Annotated in this window: 18 protein-coding genes; 11 read left to right on the forward strand and 7 right to left on the reverse strand. The window is 68.2% G+C overall.

Features of this window, described 5'->3' with window-relative positions; genetic code table 11:
- Positions 1-78 precede the first annotated feature (78 nt).
- From ACZLZY_RS13715 to ACZLZY_RS13730, 4 genes are all read left to right on the forward strand, one after another.
- Positions 79-984, forward strand: coding sequence for a DMT family transporter (locus tag ACZLZY_RS13715; RefSeq protein ID WP_472934771.1), 906 nt, complete (start codon positions 79-81; stop codon positions 982-984).
- A 174-nt stretch (positions 985-1,158) separates the two neighbouring features.
- Positions 1,159-2,214, forward strand: coding sequence for a sugar phosphate isomerase/epimerase family protein (locus tag ACZLZY_RS13720; protein WP_472934772.1), 1,056 nt, complete (start codon positions 1,159-1,161; stop codon positions 2,212-2,214).
- Positions 2,215-2,345: 131 nt separating this feature from the next.
- Complete coding sequence (locus tag ACZLZY_RS13725; protein WP_472934773.1) at positions 2,346-3,518, forward strand: Gfo/Idh/MocA family protein; 1,173 nt, start codon at positions 2,346-2,348, stop codon at positions 3,516-3,518.
- 210 nt (positions 3,519-3,728) lie between these two features.
- Positions 3,729-4,682, forward strand: coding sequence for an SH3 domain-containing protein (locus tag ACZLZY_RS13730; RefSeq protein WP_472934774.1), 954 nt, complete (start codon positions 3,729-3,731; stop codon positions 4,680-4,682).
- Positions 4,683-4,737: 55 nt separating this feature from the next.
- On the opposite strand, the gene ACZLZY_RS13735 is transcribed toward ACZLZY_RS13730, so the two are convergent.
- The 6 genes from ACZLZY_RS13735 to ACZLZY_RS13760 are packed head-to-tail and all read right to left on the reverse strand — an operon-like array spanning position 4,738 to position 10,362.
- The gene (locus ACZLZY_RS13735; RefSeq protein WP_472934775.1) at positions 4,738-5,928 is read right to left on the reverse strand and encodes a M20 aminoacylase family protein; all 1,191 of its coding nucleotides are present in this window, start codon (positions 5,926-5,928) and stop codon (positions 4,738-4,740) included.
- Between the two features lie 14 nt (positions 5,929-5,942).
- Positions 5,943-6,719 carry an amino acid ABC transporter ATP-binding protein gene (locus tag ACZLZY_RS13740; RefSeq protein ID WP_472934776.1) on the reverse strand — a complete coding sequence of 259 codons (777 nt, stop codon included), beginning with the start codon at positions 6,717-6,719 and terminating at the stop codon, positions 5,943-5,945.
- Complete coding sequence (locus tag ACZLZY_RS13745; RefSeq protein WP_472934777.1) at positions 6,716-7,675, reverse strand: amino acid ABC transporter permease; 960 nt, start codon at positions 7,673-7,675, stop codon at positions 6,716-6,718. The genes ACZLZY_RS13740 and ACZLZY_RS13745 overlap by 4 nt, the downstream gene beginning before the upstream one ends.
- Positions 7,672-8,562 carry an ABC transporter substrate-binding protein gene (locus tag ACZLZY_RS13750; protein WP_472934778.1) on the reverse strand — a complete coding sequence of 297 codons (891 nt, stop codon included), beginning with the start codon at positions 8,560-8,562 and terminating at the stop codon, positions 7,672-7,674. The genes ACZLZY_RS13745 and ACZLZY_RS13750 overlap by 4 nt, the downstream gene beginning before the upstream one ends.
- 40 nt (positions 8,563-8,602) lie before the next feature.
- Positions 8,603-9,391, reverse strand: a complete 789-nt coding sequence (locus tag ACZLZY_RS13755; protein ID WP_472934779.1) for a deaminated glutathione amidase — start codon at positions 9,389-9,391, stop codon at positions 8,603-8,605.
- On the reverse strand, positions 9,388-10,362 hold the full coding sequence (locus ACZLZY_RS13760) for a substrate-binding domain-containing protein (protein ID WP_472934780.1): 975 nt from the start codon (positions 10,360-10,362) through the stop codon (positions 9,388-9,390). Before ACZLZY_RS13760 ends, ACZLZY_RS13755 begins: the two co-directional genes overlap by 4 nt.
- 106 nt (positions 10,363-10,468) lie before the next feature.
- On the opposite strand from ACZLZY_RS13760, the gene ACZLZY_RS13765 reads away from it, so the two are divergent.
- On the forward strand, positions 10,469-11,797 hold the full coding sequence (locus ACZLZY_RS13765; RefSeq protein WP_472934781.1) for an aminotransferase-like domain-containing protein: 1,329 nt from the start codon (positions 10,469-10,471) through the stop codon (positions 11,795-11,797).
- A 111-nt stretch (positions 11,798-11,908) separates the two neighbouring features.
- Complete coding sequence (locus tag ACZLZY_RS13770) at positions 11,909-12,688, forward strand: transporter substrate-binding domain-containing protein (RefSeq protein ID WP_472934782.1); 780 nt, start codon at positions 11,909-11,911, stop codon at positions 12,686-12,688.
- A 33-nt stretch (positions 12,689-12,721) separates the two neighbouring features.
- On the opposite strand, the gene ACZLZY_RS13775 is transcribed toward ACZLZY_RS13770, so the two are convergent.
- Complete coding sequence (locus tag ACZLZY_RS13775) at positions 12,722-13,237, reverse strand: hypothetical protein (protein ID WP_472934783.1); 516 nt, start codon at positions 13,235-13,237, stop codon at positions 12,722-12,724.
- A 252-nt stretch (positions 13,238-13,489) separates the two neighbouring features.
- Here ACZLZY_RS13775 and ACZLZY_RS13780 point away from each other — a divergent pair, with 252 nt between their 5' ends.
- The 5 genes from ACZLZY_RS13780 to ACZLZY_RS13800 all read left to right on the forward strand — a co-directional run bounded on the left by ACZLZY_RS13780 (position 13,490) and on the right by ACZLZY_RS13800 (position 19,152).
- The gene (locus ACZLZY_RS13780; protein WP_472934784.1) at positions 13,490-13,786 is read left to right on the forward strand and encodes a hypothetical protein; all 297 of its coding nucleotides are present in this window, start codon (positions 13,490-13,492) and stop codon (positions 13,784-13,786) included.
- Positions 13,787-14,027: 241 nt separating this feature from the next.
- Positions 14,028-15,425, forward strand: a complete 1,398-nt coding sequence (locus ACZLZY_RS13785; RefSeq protein ID WP_472934785.1) for a c-type cytochrome — start codon at positions 14,028-14,030, stop codon at positions 15,423-15,425.
- Positions 15,419-15,910, forward strand: a complete 492-nt coding sequence (locus ACZLZY_RS13790) for a (2Fe-2S)-binding protein (RefSeq protein ID WP_472934786.1) — start codon at positions 15,419-15,421, stop codon at positions 15,908-15,910. The genes ACZLZY_RS13785 and ACZLZY_RS13790 overlap by 7 nt, the downstream gene beginning before the upstream one ends.
- Positions 15,910-18,174 (forward strand): xanthine dehydrogenase family protein molybdopterin-binding subunit, encoded by a 2,265-nt coding sequence (locus ACZLZY_RS13795; RefSeq protein WP_472934787.1) that lies wholly within the window; start codon positions 15,910-15,912, stop codon positions 18,172-18,174. Before ACZLZY_RS13790 ends, ACZLZY_RS13795 begins: the two co-directional genes overlap by 1 nt.
- A 102-nt stretch (positions 18,175-18,276) precedes the next feature.
- A complete protein-coding gene (locus ACZLZY_RS13800; RefSeq protein WP_472934788.1) occupies positions 18,277-19,152 on the forward strand; it encodes a type 1 glutamine amidotransferase in 876 nt (291 codons plus the stop codon).
- The last annotated feature ends 22 nt before the right edge of the window (positions 19,153-19,174 follow it).

Consider the following 19,174-nt stretch of genomic DNA (forward strand, 5'->3'; position numbering starts at 1 on the left):
AAGCAAGGCTGCTTGGGCGAAGACCAGCGCCGGCTTGACTCAGCGCTCGCCGGGACAGGCGATGAGGAAAGACCTGATATGGCGGATACTCCCCCGCGCCTAGGCGTCAGCCTGCTGATGCTTCTGGCGCTCGCGACGCTCTGGGGCGCCTCCTACAGCTTCATCAAGGTCGGCGTCTCCACCATCCCGCCGATCACGCTGATCGCCACGCGGACGCTGATCGCCGGCGGGCTGCTGCTGGTGATCCTGCGCCTGCGGGGCCTTCGCTTGCCGACCGACAAGCGCAACACAAGGCGCTTCCTGATCCAGGCCTGCCTCAACTCGGTGCTGCCCTTCACGCTCGTCGCCTGGGGGGAGCAGCATGTCGATGCCGGGCTGGCGGTGATCCTCAACTCGCTGACGCCGGTCTTCGCCTTCCTCATCAATGCGCTGGTGACGCGGCACGAGACCGTGACGGGACCGAAGATTTTTGGCGTCGCCGCAGGCCTCGTCGGCATCTGCCTCGTCGTTGGTCCGGCCGCACTCGCCGGTTTCGGCACGGCGCTGACCGCGCAGCTCGCCATCGTCTTCGCGGCCGTCGCCTATGGCGCGGCGGTGACCTTTGGCCGGACGTTCCGGGATCTCGATCCTATGATGCCGGCGGCGGGCTCCTTGATCTGGGGCGCCGCGATCCTCATCCCTGTCAGCCTCCTCGTCGACCAGCCCTGGACGCTGCAGCCCTCGCAGGCCTCGATCCTGGCGCTCATCGCCCTCTCGGTGTTCTCCACCGCGCTCGCCTTCGTCATCTACTTCACGCTGCTGCAGCGGCTCGGTTCGGTCGGCACCACGGCGCAGGCCTATCTGCGCGTGCCAATCGGCGTCGGCATCGGCGTCGTCTTTCTCGGCGAGGTGCCGCAGCCATCGGCCTGGCTCGGCCTCGGTTTCGTCGTCGTCAGCGTGGTTGCGATGACCCTTCCGGCGCGGCGGGCACGGCCTGTGACTTGAACCGCCCCCGCGCCTCTGCGCCTCACGCCGGATATTCTCGCTGCAACCAGACGGGGAGGCTGGCCACCCCGGACGGCGCTCGATAAGCTTTCCCTGCGGCCGGCTGATCGGATCGCCGACGACGTCGTTTCGCGACGCGATCGAATGATCCGGTACGCCGGGGGGAGGGGACGCATGACGATCAAAGGGCCCGGCATTTTCCTTGCACAGTTCGCCGGCGATGCCGCGCCGTACAACTCGCTCGACGCGATCTGCGGCTGGGCGGCGTCGCTCGGCTACGAGGGCGTGCAGATCCCGAGCTGGGACGCCCGGCTCTTCGACCTCGCCAAGGCCTCGCAATCGAAGGACTACTGCGACGAGATCGCCGGCACCGTCGCCAGCCACGGCCTCGTCATCACCGAGCTCTCGGCCCATCTCCAGGGCCAGCTGGTCGCCGTCCATCCTGCCTATGACGAACTCTTCGACGGGTTTGCAGCGCCCGAGGTGCGCGGCAACCCTGCGGCGCGCCAGGCCTGGGCGGTGGATCAGCTCAAACGCATGGCCAAGGCCTCGCGCCATCTCGGCCTCGGCGAGGCCGCAGCCTTCTCCGGCGCGCTCGCCTGGCCCTATGTCTACCCTTGGCCGCAGCGGCCGGCGGGTCTTGTGGAAGCGGCGTTCGACGAGCTTGCCAGGCGCTGGCTGCCGATCCTCGACGTCTTCGACGCAAATGGCGTCGACCTCTGCTTCGAGATCCATCCGGGCGAGGACCTGCACGACGGCGCGAGCTACGAGATGTTTCTCGACCGCGTCAACGATCACGCCCGGGCGCGGCTCCTCTACGACCCCTCGCACTTCGTGCTGCAGGGCATGGACTACCTCGCCAACATCGACATTTACCACGAGCGGATCGGCATGTTCCACGTGAAGGACGCCGAGCTGAATCCGACCGGCCGGCAAGGCGTCTATGGCGGCTTCCAGTCCTGGAAGGACCGGGCGGGCCGTTTCCGCTCGCTGGGCGACGGGCAAGTGGATTTCGGCGCGGTGTTTTCCAAGCTGACGCAGTACGGCTACACCGGCTGGGCCGTGCTGGAGTGGGAGTGTGCGATCAAGAGCGCGGAGCAAGGCGCTCGGGAGGGAGCCCCGTTCATCGCCGCTCACATCATCGAGCAAGGCGACCGGTCCTTCGACGATTTCGCCGGGTCCGGTGCGGATGCCGCAGCCAACCGAAGAGTGCTCGGCCTCGACCGCTAGCCTCAACCGGCTCTCCAGGATCGCAGGAGGGCCGCACCGGACGGACAGCACCACGCGACGAAGCAGCATCCAAGGGCAGAGAGCCGGCGGGTGGCGGTCCTGCACCGCAGGCCGGCAGAGGGGAGAACAGGATGGTTTCGGGATCGGCGCTGAGGGCGGGCAAGCGGCCGCTGCGGCTGGCCATGGTCGGCGGCGGCCAAGGCGCGTTCATCGGCGCGGTGCACCGCATCGCCGCGCGCATCGACGACGACTTTCAGCTGGTCGCCGGCGCGTTCTCGTCCGATCCCGAGCGGGCACGCGCTTCGGCGGCCGAATACGGCGTGGCTGAAGACCGCGCCTACAGCAGTTTCGAGGAAATGGCCCTCGCCGAAGCCGTGCGGCCCGACGGGGCCGAGGCGGTGGCGATCGTCACGCCCAACCATTTGCATTTCGCGCCGGCGAAAACCTTCCTCGAAGCCGGCTTTCACGTCATCTGCGAAAAGCCGCTGACCGCGCGGCTGGAGGATGCGGTGGCGCTCTCCGCGATCGCCCAGCGCTCTGGCCGCGTCTTCGTCCTCACCCACAACTATACCGGCTATCCCATGGTGCGGCAGGCGCGCGAGATGGTGGCGGCCGGCGAACTCGGCGCGCTGCGCGTCGTGCAGGTGGAATATGTGCAGGACTGGCTGACCGAGGCCGCCGAGCATGCCGGCTCCAAGCAAGCCGAATGGCGCGTCGATCCGGACAAGGCCGGCGCCGGCGGCGCGCTCGGCGATATCGGCTCGCACGCCTTCAATCTCGTCTCCTTCGTCACCGGGCTGACGCTCGACAGTGTCGCCGCCGACCTCGCGACCTTCGTGCCCGGCCGGCGGCTCGACGACAATGATCACGTCATGCTGCGTTTTTCGGGCGGGGCGAAGGGCATGCTCTGGGCGAGCCAGGTCGCGCCGGGCCACGAGAACGGCCTGAAGCTGCGGGTCTACGGCGAGAAAGGCGGGCTGGAGTGGTTTCAGGAGAACCCGAACCAGCTGTGGTTCACGCCCTTCGGCGGCCGCCAGCAGCGGATCACCCGTGGCGGCGCGGGCGCGGGCTCTGCCGCCGCACGCGTCACCCGCATCCCAGCCGGCCACCCCGAGGGCTATCTCGAGGGGTTCGCCACCCTCTACCGCGAGGCGGCAGCGGCGATCCGGGCCGTCGATGGCGGACAGGCGTTGCCGGAGGGCGTGGTCTATCCGACGGTCGAGGACGGGCTCTCGGCCATGCGCTTCATCGATGCCTGCGTGCGCTCGTCTCGGGATGACAGCCGCTGGACGTCCTGCCTCTGACGCGCCGGTAAGTCTGTTCGGCGGGCTGCGAGCACAGAGCTCAAAGGTGTGAGGCGGTGTGACCGTGCCGGTCTTGTTGGTGACGTTATGGGCGGCGAACGACGCTTGGCGGTTGCGCGGTCGTACGGTCTGCCACAGCCACAGACCGCGGCACCCTAGGACCGCCACTATTGCGCGGGAAAGCTCTTCCTCTGCAGGAAAGAGGCATTCATGGATTCGCTCGGGCCGAAACAAAACGCCGCCGCAACGCCGGCCCGCGCGCGCTACCGGCGGGTTCTTCTCAGGACGGCCGCCTGGATCATCGCTGTCCCCGCCTTGTGTGCCCTCGTGGTCCTCGGCGGGGCGGCGCCTGTCTACCTTCTCCTGCCCGGGACCGACGCATCGTCGCCGCCGTCGAATGCAGCCAAAGTGACCGCCGACGCCGCTCCGGAGCAGGTCTCCGCGCCCGCACCGGAACGCGTGGCGGCGAAGGAGACGGCCGCGGCCGACGCGGCGGCGCCGGACGATCCGCCGGACCCCGTCGACGACATGGCCAGCGCATCACCGGCGGCCGAGGAGGCCGCGCCCGCGGAGACGGCGGAACTGGAAGAGCCGGCGCCGCCGGCGGTCGCCGCAGTGCCGACGCCGCGCCCCGAGCGCCCGGACACGCAGGTCGCCGCCATTGCCGAGCCCGGCCGACTGACCGTCGGCCCGCGGCCGGAAACGGCGGCCGCGACGCCGTCGGCGCGAGCGGCGGCACGGGACCGGGCGCCGGAGCGCCGCCTCGTCACAATCCGCCCGACGGCCGTTCGCTCGGCGCCGGGCGGGGCGGAGATCGGCGTCCTTGCCCGCGGCGCGGAAGTCGTGGTCGGCCGCTGCGACGACTGGTGCGAGGTCAGTGCCAACGGGCTGCGAGGCTGGCTGCACCCGTCCTTCCTCACCGAGGCCGGCAACCGGTCGGCCCCGCGTGCTGCCGGCGGAAATGATAAGAGCCGCTCGATCGCGCGGCGCGGTGACGAAGAGCGGCCCGTCATACGGCGCCGCGAAGCGCCGGCGTATGAGGAACGCTGGGAGGACGCGCCGCCCCGCCGGGACTGGCGCGAGCGAGACCGCGAGCGCTACGTCGGCGGCGAGCGGCGGCGGCGCGATGACGAGGATCCCGTCGAGTTCTACGGCTACGAGTGAACCGCCGTGCCTCTCCGCCGGCCGTGCGGATCGGCCACCGTCATCCTCCCGCGGTTCAGGCCGCGTCGGCCTCGAGGTAGCGCTCGGTCAGGCGTGCCCAAGCGGCGGCGCCGGCCGTGAGGCTGGCATCGGCGAAGTCGTAGGTCGCACTGTGCAGGATCGGCGAGTCGACGCCATTGCCGAGCCGCAGGAACGAGCCGGGCCGGTGCTCGAGGAAATAGGCGAAATCCTCGCTGCCGGGGATGAGCGGGCAAGTCGAGACGTTGTCCGCCCCGACGAGTTCCTCGACGACGCTGCGGGCAAATTCCGTCTCGGCCTCGGAATTGACGACGACGGGATAACCGCGGACGTAGTCGATCTCCGCCGTCGCGCCGTAGCCGTCGACATGCGCCTCGGTGAGCTTGCGGATCCGCTGTTCCAGGATGTCGCGGATCGCCGGCTCGAACGAGCGGACGCTGACCTGGATCACCGCGGTGGCGGGAATGACGTTGGACGCCTCGCCGGCATGGATGGTGCCGACGGTGACGACGGCGGTCTGGGTCGGGTCGATGTTGCGGGAGACGACGGTCTGCAGCGCCATGACGAGGCTGCAGGTGACGACGATCGGGTCGACCGTCAAATGCGGGCGCGAGGCGTGGCCGCCCTTGCCGCGCACCGTAATGGTCACCGTATCGGCCGCCGCCATGATCGGGCCGGGGCGGGTCATGAAGCTCCCCGTCGGGACGCCGGGATGGTTGTGCAGGCCGAAAATGGCATCGCACGGAAAGCGCTCGAACAGGCCATCGGCGATCATCGCCTGGGCGCCGCTGATGACGCCGGCCTCCTCCGCCGGCTGAAAGATCAGGTTCACGGTCCCGCTGAAGCGGCGGGTGCGCGCGAGATACTCGGCCGCGCCGAGCAGCATCGTGGTGTGGCCGTCGTGGCCGCAGGCATGCATCTTGCCGGGCGCGGTGCTGGCATAGGGCGCGCCAGTCTGCTCGGTGATCGGCAGGGCGTCCATGTCGGCGCGGATGGCGATGCTGCGCGTGCCGGCCCCGACGCTCATCCGGGCGACGACCCCGTGACCGCCGACGTTCCGGGTGACCTCGAAACCCCAGCCCTCGAGTTTCTCCGCCACGAACCTAGCCGTCTCCGCCTCTTCGAAGGAGAGCTCGGGATGCGCATGCAGGTGCCGGCGCGTCGCCGTCATCTCGGGCAGCGCCGCCTCGAAATCGGCAAGGCGGGCGAAGTCGTTGCTGGCGGTCATAAGGTCTCTGTCTCTCAAATGAAGCGTCCGAGAAAGGCCCGCGTCCGCGGATGCTGCGGATTGCCGAGAACGTCCTCGGGCCTGCCCTGTTCGACGATATGGCCGCCGTCCATGAAGACGACGCGATCCGCCGCCTCGCGGGCAAAGCCGATCTCGTGCGTGACGACGATCATCGTCAACCCCTCTTTGGCAAGATCGCGCATCGTCGCCAGCACTTCGCCGACGAGTTCGGGATCGAGCGCCGAGGTCGGCTCGTCGAACAGCATGAGCTTTGGCTTGATCGCCAGCGCCCGGGCGATGGCCACGCGCTGCTGCTGCCCGCCGGAGAGCTGACGCGGATAGCTGTCCGCCTTCTCCGACAGGCCGACGCGGGCGAGAAGCTCGAGCCCGAAAGCCGTTGCCTCTCGGCGCGGAACACCGTGCACGCCGATCGGCGCCTCGATGATGTTCTGCAGCGCGGTCATGTGCGGGTAGAGGTTGAACTGCTGGAAAACCATGCCGATCTTGCGCCGCTGCACGGTGATCGCCCGCTCTGAAAGCTTATTCAGGCGGTCGTCCTTGAGGCGGTAGCCGATCTGCTCGCCGTCGACGGCGATCGAGCCCTGGTCGATCGATTCCAGATGGTTGATGCAGCGCAGGAAGGTGGACTTGCCGGAGCCCGACGGGCCGAGCACGACGACGACCTCGCCGGGCGCCACGTCGAGATCGATGCCTTTCAGTACCTCAAGATGGTCGAAGGCCTTGTGGACGTTGCGGGCTTCCACCAGCGGACGCGTCGAGGTCTCGCTCATCGGCTTGGCTCCTCTGCTGCGGCCAAAGCGGGTGGGACGGCCTCGGCCTTCGGCTTCTTCGCCGCCGGCGCCGAGTTGCGTTCACCGCGACCGTAATAGCGCTCGATGAAGCCCTGGCCGACGTTCAGCACGGAGGTGATGACGAGATACCAGGTCACCGCCACCAGTAGCATCGGCATGACCTCGAAGGTCGAGTTGTAGATGGTCTGCACGGAATAGAGCAGGTCCGCCATGGCGATGACGCTCACCAGCGAGGTCGCCTTGACCATGGAGATCAGCTGGTTGCCGGTCGGCGGCACGATCGAGCGCATGGCCTGTGGGATGATGATGCGGCGCAAGGCGCGGCCGCGCGTCATGCCGAAGGCGGCCGCGGTCTCGACTTGCCCCTTGTCCACCGACAGAAGGCCACCGCGGATGATCTCGGCCATGTAGGCCGCCTCGTTCAGCGCGAGGCCGACGATGGCCGCGGTGATGGGGGTGATGAGGTCGTTGGTGTTCCAGCTGGCGAGCGTCGGGCCGAACGGGATCGCGATCGAGATCTCCGGGAACAGGGTCGACATGTTGTACCAGAAGATCAGCTGGACCAGGAGCGGCGTGCCGCGGAAGAACCAGATGAACAGGCCGGCCAGCGTGCTCGCCAGCTTGTCGTTGGACATGCGGGCGATGGCGAGCAGCAATCCGAGGGCGGTGCCGAGCGCCATGGCGACGACCGTCAGCCAGAGGGTGACGGTGAGGCCGCGCAGAACCGTTTCCTCGGTGAGGTAGGACAGGACGATTGGCCAGCCGAAATTGTCGTTGTTGGCGACGATCCAGGCGAAGTTCGCCGCGATGAGGAGCGTCAGCCCCCAGAGGACCAGCCGGTCTGTCCGAAACGGCCTGTGTGCCGTCGCGACGTCGCGCAGGCCGTCTCTCGTGCTGCCGGATGGCGGGGCCGGAACGGTGGTCCCCCCACTCACTGTGGCGACTTGCCGGCGAGGTTGATGCCGGCCTTCTCGATCATGTTGTTGCCCAGGCCCCATTTCTTCATGACCGCGGCATAGGTGCCGTTGTCCATGAGGATCTGGAGGCCGTCGCGCAGGATGCCGCCGAATTCGGAACCCTTGGGCACGACGGCGCCCTGGTAGAGGTTCTCGAAGCCGTTCTTCTCGCCAACGCCGGAAAGCTCCAGCTGGCCGTTCGCCTGTTCGACGAAGTAGGTCAGCGGCGCCTGCGACGAGAAGAAGGCGTCCGAGCGCTTGGAGCGGACCGCAAGGATCGACGTCGGCTGGTCGGAGAAGGACTGGACCTCGATGGCTTCCTTGCCGTCCGCCACGCACTTCGTTGTCTGGCCCTTGATCACCCTTTCGGCGGAGCCGCCGGCCATGACCGCAATCCGCTTGCCGCAGGCGGTGTCCAGCGAGACGATGCCCTCCGGATTGCCCTTGTGCACGGCGAAGACGACGTATTCCTGCACCCAGTCGACGAAATCATTGGCCTCCTGGCGGGAGACGAAGTCGCCGGTCGGGCCGAAGGCGAACTGGTAGCGGCCGGAGTTCACGCCGGACAGGAGAGCCGGCAGGCCGCCGACGGTCGCATGGGTGATCTTGATGCCCAGGAGTTCGCCGATGGCGTCGGACAGATCGGCGCTGGCGCCGGTCATGCCGTTGGCGGAGACGATCTCATAGGGCGGGAAGGAGCCGTTCGTGACTGAGATCATGGTGCCCGCCTTCTGGATTTCCGCGGGAAGCCGGGCGCGCAGGGCCTCGTTGACCTCCTGCTTGGCGATCGCTGCCTCCTGTGCGGAGGCGGTGCCCGTCAGCAGCGTGGCGAGGAGGGCGGCGGAGGCGATAAGCTTCATGGGCATGCTGTTCCCCTAGGATTTAGATGACGGGCGTGCGGATGGTTCAGGCGAGTTCCGGCCGGACGAACCGGCGGTTGGCGAGGACAGGCAGAACGGCGCGGGCATGAGCGATGCGGGCCGGGTCGATCTCGGCCAAGACCAGGCAAGGCCCTTCGACGGCCTTGACGACGGCGACGCCGAGCGGGTCGACCACCATGCTGGCGCCGATGTTGCGCTCGCCGCATTCGCCGACGGCGACGACGTAGCAGGTGTTGTCGAGGGCGCGCGCCGTCACGAGAACGTCCCAGTGCGCCTCCTTGCCCGGACCCTTTACCCAGGCGGCCGGCAGCACCAGGACGTCGGCGCCGTCGACGGCGAGGCGGCGGGCAAGCTCGGGAAAGCGCAGATCGTAGCAGGTCATCGGGCCGAGCTTCAGCCCGTCAACGTCGATAAGGTCCGGCACCGCGTCACCGGGCACGACGTTGGTCGACTCGCGCCCGGTGAAGGCGTCGTAAAGGTGGAGCTTGTGGTACTGCGAGACGATGGCGCCGTCGCGAAGGGTGACGAGGTTGTTGTGTACCCGCTCGCCGTCCGTCGGGACATGTACGCACATCATAATCGTCAGGCTGTGGCCGCGGCTCGCCGCGAGCAGCTGCGCCATGAACGGGCCATCGAGCGGCTGGGCGGACTTGCGCACCAGCGCGGGGTAGGTGATGTCGCGGGCGAGGATGCCCTCCGGCAGCACCAAGAGGTCGGCCCCGCCGGCGACGGCCTCGGAGATCAGCCGCACGCAGGTGTCGGCATTCTCCTGCCAGACCTTGGCGACCGCGAACTGGCCGAGAGCGACCCTCATGCCGGCACCCCCGCAAAGGCCGAGACACCCGGGAAGAGATCGCCGGGCGACAGCCGTTTCGGCAGGATTCCCTGGACATGGAGTTCCTCGGCGAAGTCGCGGATCATCCGGTCGTTTGCCACCAGGCCGTTGGCGTTCCAGTCTTCCGGCAAGTCGCGCGACACGCGGCGGAGCTCGTCGATCATCCACGGCGTGGTATCGGCATACTTGCGGCGCTTCTGCAGCCAGACGCGCTGCGACTCGTCGATCAGCGTGCTCAGTTCCTCGGCAAGCCAAGGGTGTTCGTCCGCGATCCCGGCCTTGAGCCCGATCAGATGCATGCCCGGGACATAGCCGACATCGTTGAAGTAATCGATCTCGGCGCCACGAAAGTCTTCCACGACCTGCCGGAACTTCGAGCCCTCGTCGAAGAAGCCGTCGGGCATGAACGGCGTGAACACCGCATCGAGCGAACCGTCCTCCAGGGCTTCCATCATCGGGCGCTCGCTTGGCATGGCCTCGATCCGTCCGGGGCGACCGAAACCATCGAGGCGATCCGTGATGGGATGCGCGGCGGTCAGGCGGCCGGCAAACCAAAGGGCGTCGTCGACGCCGACGCCCTCGCGGCGCAAGGCTGCCCGTGTCCAGGTGTTGCCCGAGTCCCGCCAGCCGGTGACGCCGATGCGCTTGCCGGCGAGCTGGCCGAGCATGGTGATGCCGCTCGACTTTGCGGTGATGATGCAGCGGTGGCGAAAGCCGCGCATGATGAAGTTCGGAATGCCGAAAACGCTGTCGTCGCCGTCGGCGCGCAGCTGGGCGTAGCGGCTGAAGGAGGTTTCGGCAGCGTCGTAGGTCGGGTCCTTGCCGACATGGGCGATCAAGGTGCCGACGCGATTGACGGTGAGGTCGAGTCGCGCAGAGGCGACGTCCCCCAGCGCCAGAGGGGTAAGGTAGTCCCAGTCCCGGACGGCCAATCTAAGCATTAAAGCCATACACTTACCTGCTCTCTCGCAACATTCGCGCCACGCTTGTGATAAATGTTCAGACCTCCCCGTACAAATGCTATTACGTACCTGAACATTCGAAAGAGCGAACAAAATGAGCGATGTCGGTTCCGCCGTCTGGTTTGCGGAAAAGATAGGCAACAGGACGATGCGCGGGATCTCGCGCGAGACCAGCGCACTGATCCGGATGGGATCGCTGCCGGTCGGCACCAAGCTGCCGCCGATCCGTGCGCTCGCCTTCGTGTTGGGGGTCAGCCCGGCGACGATCTCGGAGGCCTGGAGCGAGTTGCGGCGCCAGAAGATCATCTCCGGTCGCGGCCGGAACGGCACCTTCGTCAGCGGCGACCGGTACGGGGCCAAGCCGGAGCGGCTGGCGAGCTCGGGGCATTACGGCGCCGACGTGCTCGATATGTCAAAGGCCGTTCCCGACGTCCGCCTGCTGCCGCCGCTTGCGGAGGCTCTCGCCTACGGCGCCTCGGCCGAAAACCTCAACAGTTACGACCGCATCCGCATCCTGCCGGAGCTGGAGGACGCGGTTCGACCGACATGGCCCTACGAGCCGGGGGCATTCCTCGCGACGAATGGCGGCTACAACGCCGTCTACGCTCTGCTTCATGCGCTGGTCGTGCCGGGATCGCTCGTTGCCATCGAGGATCCGACGGCCATGCGGCTGCTCGATATTCTCGAGGATCTCGGCGTTCACATCCTGCCGGTGGAATGCGATGCGGAGGGGCCATTGCCGGCCTCGCTCGCCGATGCCCTGTCGCGCAAGCCGGCAGCCTTCCTGTTCCAGCCCCGGTTGCATTCGGTTACCGGCAGGACCGTCGGAGCGGCGCGCCTCGCCGCGCTCGGCGACGTGCTCGACGGCAGCGACACACTGATCATCGAGGACGACGGGGTTGCCGATATCTCAGGCGCGCCGCGGCAGTCGCTCGGCGGCCGCTTTCCCGACAGGGTGGTTCACATCCTCTCCTATTCGAAGACGCTCGGTCCCGATCTCCGCCTGGCGGTGCTCTCCGGCTCGGCCGTCATCGTCGAGCAGATCCAGTCCTACCGCAGCTTCAGTGCTGGCTGGACAAGCCGGGTCCTGCAGGCGGCCGGTGCCTGGCTGATGCGTGAGCCCGCCATTGCCGATAGTCTGGCGCAAGCGCGAGGCCTCTACCAGCAACGGCGCGACGCTCTCGCCGACGCGCTCCGCCGGCGGCACGTGCCGGTCGCGGAGGGAGCAGGGCTCTGCGTCTGGCTTCAGGTGCCGTCGGAGCCGTTCGCCTTGGTCACGCTGGCGGCGCGGGGCATCGCGGTGCATCCCGGCACGAAGTTCTCGGTGCTTCCGATCAGCAGCATCCGGATCGCGACGGGCAGCCTGACAGACCGATGCGAGGAGGTGGCGGAGGCGCTCGCCCTCGCCTGTTCGGTGGAATAGATGAGGAAAGCCAAGCGGCGCCGGCGATCCCGCTTGTTGGCCGCATCGCCTGCCGTCTAGGTTGCTGCGGGCAAGAATGCTCTGGGCTTGAGACAATAAGGAATGGTGGCGATGGCGTTGAAAATGCGGGTCGTGCTGGCGGCGCTGGCCGTTGTTTCATCCTGGCCGGCGACGGCTGCGGAGACCGCCTCCCGGCTCGACGACGTCGCCGGCCGCAAGGTGCTGAACATCTGCACCACCGGCGACTATCGGCCGTTCTCCTACCGTCCCGACGGCGCCAATGACTTCGTCGGGATCGACATCGATCTCGGCCGCTCGCTGGCCAAGTCCCTGGAGGCCGAGCCGGTGTTCATCCAGACCAAGTGGTCGGACCTGATGGCCGACTTCAAGGCCAAGTGCGACATCGCCATGGGCGGCATCTCGGTGACGCTGGCGCGCCAGCGCGACGCCTTCTTCAGCGAGATGTACCTCGTCAACGGCAAGGCGCCGATCGTGCGCTGCGGCGATCTCCAGAAGTACCAGACGGTCGAGGCCATCGACCAGCCGGAGACACGCGTCATCGTCAATCCGGGCGGCACCAACGAGAAGTTCGCGCGGGCCAGCCTTGGCAAAACTCAGATCCAGCTGTTTCCTGACAACCGCGTGATCTTCAAGGAGATCCTCGAAGGCCGCGCCGACGTGATGGTGGCTGAATCCGTCGAGGTGAAGCTGCAGGAAAAGCTGCATGACGGGCTTTGCGCGGTGAACCCCGACAAGCCGCTGCAGTACGGCGAGATGGGCTTCCTGCTGCCGCGCGGCGACGTCGTCTTCAAGGCCTATGTCGACCAGTGGCTGCATCTCGCCAAGGCGAGCGGCGAGTTCGACCGGATCTTCCAGTCCAACATGAAGTAAGAGCCCGGGCCTCGGCCTACGGGCTGCGCCGCGCTACCGGTTGTCCAGCCCGTTGGCAGTGCGCTCGGCACGGATCGCCTCGGCTTCGCGGCTGATCTGGTCGCGAAGCTTGACCAGCCCGGCGCGGGTGGCGGCCCTCGGGGCGGCCGGAAGCGACGGGTCGGGATAGGCTTCGTCCCAGGCCAGCACCGCGTCGATCGTCCGCCCGAGCTCGGCAGTATCGCCGAAAGCCCAGCCGTTGACGGACGGCCCGATCGTCTCGATCAGCGACGCGAACAAGGCGGGCTCGCCCGTCGGATCCTGGCCGGGATCGGCGGTAAGGCGCGTGCGCCAGCGCAGCTGCCCGGCATAATACCAGAAGCTCGCCTCCTTCTGCTGCCCGGCCGCCATCAGCGGCGGCGCTTTCAGCATCAGTTGGCTCGGATGGAGCGCTGCGGCGGTCTCGGCGCCCGCGGGAAAGTCGTCAGCCCGTGCGAGCGTCGGCGCAGCGACCAAAAGGAGGACGATGAGGCTCCGGCGGAAAAAGCGGTAGGCCGTACGAGGGGGCATGCGGAGCCTGTCTTTCGGTGCGCGCATGCGGGAAGGATGCGTCTTCCCATCGATGATCGCGCTCTTCGGCGGGAGAGACAAGGGCTGTGGATGGGCGGGTCCGCTGGATGGCGGCGCGTTGACACAAGGCCTCTGCCGCCCGAGAGGCGGTGTAGAGACAATGGACGGTATCGCAACCCTGCGGTGCTGAGTTCCCCTTCGGCCGGCGCATTCGCTGTCGACCAGCGCATCCCCCCCTCGAAAGGCATTACCATGTCCCTCCTTCCGCGACTCGTGCTCGCCCTCCTCGCCTCCGTGATCGTCGGTGGTGCCTACATGGCCTTCGATCGGTCCCGGGATGCTGAGTGGGTGGTGTCGCCGGCGGCCATCGCGGCGGCGAAGGCGGACGGCAAGCTTGGCGTCGAGGACGGCCGCGGCTCGGTCACCATGCTGCCGGTCCGCTCGGAGACGGCGGATGTGCTGCCGGTCAAGTGGGCGGTGGCCGGTTTTGCTGCCTTCGCCCTCGTGTTCGCCGTGACGCGCCGTCGTCTTCCCGCCAAGCCGCGCTGACGGACCCGTCGCCGCGCGGCCTTGCGCTGCAGGCGAGGCCGCACACGGCACCAAGCTGGCGCGGCGCATCTGCCACGACGGCGGCGGCTCTTCTAAAAGTGTCCGGCAAGCCCTTGCCATCATTCGAGAAGTTTCATCATGGTCGCGCCATTCATCCGGGCGCGTCCGTCCGGTTCCGCGTGCCCTCGGAAGAGGTGGACGGCAGCGCCGAAACGGGGGTCGATCGATTGGTGAAAGACGCATGAGGCTTCAACGCATTCTCGTCGGCGTCGCGCTGGTTCTCGCCGCGGGTGCTGCCGGTTTCGGCGCCCTGGCGTGGCGCGCCGAGATCGCGGCAGCCGAGCCTCCGGCGGTCGGGGCATTCGACGCCGCCGTCATCCGCCAGGGCGAGCAGCTTGCCGCCATCGGCAACTGCATCGTCTGCCACACCAAGCCCGGCGGCGAGGCTTTTGCGGGTGGCCTCGCGCTGCCGACGCCTTTCGGCACGATCTACGCCACCAACATCACGCCGGACCCCGCCACCGGCATCGGTCGCTGGTCGGAGGCAGCCTTCGGCCGCGCCATGCGCGAGGGCGTCGACCGCGAGGGCCGTCACCTCTATCCCGCCTTTCCGTTCGATCATTTCACTAAAATCACCGACGCGGACAACCGCGCGCTCTACGCCTACCTGATGACCCGCACGCCGGTGGCGGCGGCGGCGCCCGCCAACGAGATGCCGTTCCCGTTCAACATCCGGCTGGCCATGGCCGGCTGGAAGCTGCTCTTCCTCGACAAGGGCCCCTACGAGAACGATCCCGCGCACGACGCCGTCTGGAACCGCGGCGCCTATCTCGCCGAGGGCCTCGGCCATTGCGGCGCCTGCCATACCCCGCGCAACCTCCTCGGCGCCGAAAAGGCCGATGCGCATTTCGCCGGCGGAGAGGCCGAGGGCTGGACCGCCTATGCGCTGAACGGCGCGTCGCCGGCGCCGATCCCGTGGACCGTCGACAGCCTGACGCACTATCTCTCGACCGGCTGGGAGGCGCAGCATGGCGTCTCGCGCGGCTCGATGGCGCCGGTCACCGGCAATCTCGCCTCCGCATCGCCCGAGGATGTCCGGGCGATCGCCACCTACGTCGCCTCGGTGATGGGAGAACCATCGCCGGAAAAGACGGCGAAGGCCGAAGCGCTGAAGGCGCTTGCCTCTCCGCCGCCGGTTCAGACGCAGTCCGCCGGCAGCCAGTCCGTTCCGCCGGCAGCCAAGGCGAGCGATCCGGGTGCGGCGATCTACGCTGCCGCGTGCTCCAGTTGCCATGATGCGGGGCGCCCCGTGCCCTATGGCGGCCTGCCGCTGCGCTTCAGCACCGCGGTCTACGGGCCAAGCCCGCAGAACCCGATCAACGTCGTCCTCTACGGCCTTCCCGCCGCAGAGGGCGAGGCGGGGCCGATGATGCCGGGCTTTGCCGGCTCCCTCGACGACGACCAGATGGCCGCTTTGCTCGGCTACATCCGCAAGACGTTCAGCGACCAGCCGGCCTGGACGGACGTGAAGGCCGCCGTCGCCGAGATCCGGGCGGGCCATGCGGACACGCAGCTGCGCGCCTCCGACGGCACGTCGTCCGCCCCCGCCAACCCGACGAGACGAGAAACAGCATGGTAGCCCTCACCGTCAACGGCCGGTCGCACCAGATTACGTCGGAGCCCGATACCCCGCTCCTCTACGTCCTGCGCGACGAGCTCCAGCTCAACGCCGCCAAATATGGCTGCGGTCTCGGCCAGTGTGGCGCGTGCACGGTGATGGTCGATGGCGAGGCGGTGCTGTCCTGCGTCGTGCCGGTGATGCTGCTGGATGGCCGGCAGGTGACGACGGTCGAGGGCCTCGGCACGGTCGACGCGCCCGGCCCGATGCAGCAGGCCTTCATCGAGGAACAGGCGGCACAGTGCGGCTACTGCATCCCCGGCATGATGATGCGGGCCCAAGTTCTGCTGCAGCGCAATCCGGCGTCTTCCGAGGCGGACATCCGCGCGCACATGGAGCCGAACCTCTGCCGCTGCGGGACCCATATGCGGATCGTCGCCGCCATCAAGCGGGCGGGAGCGCTGATGCAGATCGCCTCACCGAAGCAGACGGGGAGCGCGAGCTGATGGCGACCTCGTCCACTGGCATCAACCGCCGCACCTTGCTCATGGGCAGCGGCGCCCTCGTCCTCAGCTTTTCCAGCGGCGCGCTGGCGCAGACACCAGAGAAGGCCGGCGACGAGACGCAGAATTTCGAGGCGACGCCGGAAGCCGCCCCGGATCTGCCGGGAAGCCTCAAGACGACGCCCGACCTAGATTCCTGGATCCGGGTCGACGCCGACGGGGCGGTGACGGTGTTCACCGGCAAGGCCGAGCTCGGGCAAGGCATCAAGACCGCCATCCTGCAGATCGCCGCCGAGGAGCTGGAGGTGCCGTTCGAGCAGCTGACGCTCGTTGGTCCCGACACCGCCCGCAGCCCGAACGAGGGGTTCACCGCCGGCAGCCATTCGGTGCAGGACAGCGGCACCGCGGTGCGCAATGCGGCCGCGCAGGTGCGCGAAATCCTCCTCGGTCAGGCGGCCCTGCGCCTGTCGCTGCCGGTCGAAGGCCTGCGCGCCGAGGCCGGCGCTGTGCTGTCGCCCGACGGGCGGCGGCTCGGCTATGGCGAGTTGGTCTCGGCCGAGCTCATCCATGTCCGCGCCCAGCCGACGTCGCGGCTGAAGCCGGCGGCCAGCTTTCGCGAGATGGGCAAGCCGCGGCAGCGGATCGACATTCCCGGCAAGGTCACCGGCGGCGCCGCCTATGTCCAGGACATGCGCCCGGAAGGAATGGTGCACGGCCGCGTCGTCCGGCCGCCGAGCCCCGGCGCGGTCATTCGAAGCGCCGATCTCGCGCCCGTTGAGGCGCTGCCGGGCGTCCTCAAGGTCATTCGCAACGGCAACTTCATTGGCGTCCTGGCCGAGCGGGAATGGCAGGCGATCAAGGCCATGCGCACGCTCTCGACCCTCGTCGTCTGGGACGAGCGGCCGGGCCTGCCGGCGATCGCGACGCTTCCGGCTACCTTAATGGCGATGCCGCACGAGGACGGCATCGTTGCCGACGAGGGCCAGCCCACCCCGGGCGTGCGCCGGCAGGAGGCCACATTCACGCGGCCTTACCAGCTGCACGGCTCGATCGGGCCATCCTGCGCGCTGGCCGTCCTCACCGACGGCGTGACGACGGTCTGGACGCACACACAAGGGGTCTATCCCGACCAGAAGGCCATCGCCGAGATGCTGGGCGTCGAGATCGACAAGGTGCGCTGCATCCATGCCGAGGGCTCCGGTTGCTACGGCCACAACGGCGCCGACGATGCGGCGGCCGATGCCGCGCTTCTGGCGCAGGCGTTGCCGGGTCGGCCGGTGCGGCTGCAGTGGATGCGTGAGCAGGAACATGCCTGGGAGCCGTTCTCGCCGGGCATGGTGACGAAGGTCCAGGCCGGGCTGGACGATCAGGGATCGGTCGTCGACTGGACCTACGAGGTCTGGAGCAGCACGCACAATTCCCGGCCGGGAACGGCGGGCGCGCTCCTGGCCGCGCAGCACATTGAGACACCGTTCACGCCGAACCCGCCGAAACTGCAGATCACGCCCGAGGGCAATGGCGACCGCAACTCCAACCCGCTCTACGCCTTCCCCAACCGAAACGTGGTCTGGCATTTCCTCACCGAAATGCCGCTGCGGGTCTCGGCGCTCAGGGGGCTCGGCGCCTACATGAACGTCTTCTCGATCGAGAACTTCATGGATGATCTCGCGGCTTCCGCAAATGCCGATCCGGTGGAATACCGCCTGCGTCACCTTCAGGATCCGCGGGCGCGCGACGTCGTCTCGCTGGCCGCCGAGAAGTTCGGCTGGAAGGCCGGGCAAAAGCCGCCGCAGAACCATGGCTATGGCTTTGCCTTCGCCCGCTACAAGAATCTCGCCGCCTACTGCGCGGTGGCGATGGAGGTGGTGGTCGAGCCCGATACCGGCCGGGTGCGGATGCTCAGGGCGAACGCCGCGGTCGATGCCGGCGAGATCGTCAACCCCGACGGCGTGCGCAACCAGGTGCAAGGCGGCATCGTCCAGGCGGCCAGCTGGACGCTCTACGAGGGCGTCACCTTCGACGATACGAGGGTGACGAGCGTCGACTGGTCGACCTACCCGATCCTCCGGTTCGACGCCCTGCCGGCCTCGGTCGACGTCGAGATCATGCCGCGGCCGGGCACGCCCTTCCTTGGCGCCGGCGAGTGCGGGCAAGGGCCGGGCGGCGCCGCGCTCGCCAATGCCGTCACCCACGCGACCGGACGCCGCATCTACGACCTGCCGCTCAACCGCGAGCGGGTGCTCGCGGCCTGCCGGCGTGAGGTTTGAGGGTCGCCCTGGAATGCCGCCGGTTTGATCGGGCGCTGACTGTCGGCTGCGCGGGACTTGTCCATATCCCTGCCGAACCAGCAGACATCGATCGGAACGCGCTTGCCACCCCATTACCTCGTCGTCGCCAGTGAGACCGCAGACCAGCGGGAGGAGCGCCGCCAGGACGTCGGCGCGACCTCCAGCGAGACCTTCGCAGAGACGCTGGCGAGCCTCGTGCCGGGGTGCCGCGTCGACGAGATGTCCTGCGTCGACGGCAACACGCCGCCGTCGCTTGCGCATCTTCGGCGCTACGACGCGGTCTTCCTGTCGGGCTCGCCGATCAGCATGAACAAGGAAACGCCGGAGACGCTGGAGGCTGCCGCCTTCATGCGCCGCGTCTTCGAGTCCGGCGTCCCTTCCTTCGGCTCCTGCGCGGGCCTGCAGATCGCAGCCGTCGCGGCCGGCGGCGCGACCAAGCCGCGAGAGCCGCGGACGGAAGCCGCCTTCGCACGCGGCATCGTTGCTACCGATGCCGGCCGCGACCATCCGCTGCTGCAGGGGAGGCCGCTCGCCTGGGATGCGCCGGCCATGCACTCGGACGAGGTGGCTGAGCTACCCGCTTCGGCGCTGATACTGGCGAGAACCACGACCACCCCGATCCAGGCAGCGGAGATCCGCCACGCCGGCGGAACGTTCTGGGGTGTCCAGTATCACCCCGAACTGACGCTCGCGGAAATCGCCGCTGCGTTGCGCCGGCAGTCGGACGAGCTTGTCGACGAAAAGCTCGCGGCCGACGACAGCGCCGTCTTCGACCATGCCGGCCGGATCGACGCCCTCGATGCCGATCCCGAGCGAAAGGATTTGGCCTGGCAGCTGGGTCTCGACAGGCAAGTGACCGACGCCGACTTCCGGATGCGCGAAATACGCAACTTCATCGACAGCGCTTCCTCGCTCCGGGCCCCCAATGCCTTGGCCACGCTGGCCGAGACTGCCTAGCCAGCCCGCCGGTGCGGCGATC

It is taken from the genome of Mesocryomonas lacus, assembly GCF_055730135.2.